Origin of the sequence: Psychrobacter sp. 16-MNA-CIBAN-0192 (genome assembly GCF_040309565.1) — a bacterium.
In the GTDB taxonomy this organism is placed as follows: Bacteria; Pseudomonadota; Gammaproteobacteria; order Pseudomonadales; family Moraxellaceae; genus Psychrobacter.
The window spans coordinates 1-249 of the sequence record NZ_JBEOOX010000551.1; the positions used below are offsets into that span (position 1 = coordinate 1).

Annotated in this window: 1 protein-coding gene; it reads right to left on the reverse strand. The window is 44.2% G+C overall.

Annotated elements, in window-relative coordinates; all coding sequences use genetic code 11:
• Positions 1–67: 67 nt before the first annotated feature.
• Positions 68–249: NAD(P)/FAD-dependent oxidoreductase (locus tag AAEY78_RS14340; protein ID WP_352340104.1), on the reverse strand; the 182-nt coding region annotated here is incomplete at its 5' end.

The following is a 249-nucleotide window of genomic DNA, read 5'->3' on the forward strand; positions in this document are numbered from 1 at the left end:
GTGTTAGCGATAACGATTCAACCGTTATCGCTCAATCAACCTACTTAAATGGGTTTATAGCCTAAACTTAAGCGCACTGCCCACAAGCAAATCCACAGCTCCACGCATACTGAAAATTGTAGCCCCCTAACCAACCCGTTACGTCAGTTACTTCGCCTATAAAGTATAGGCCTTTAGCTTTTTTAGCTTCAAAGGTTTTTGAGCTCAACTCGTCGGTATCTACACCGCCCAAAGTTACCTCAGCAGTAC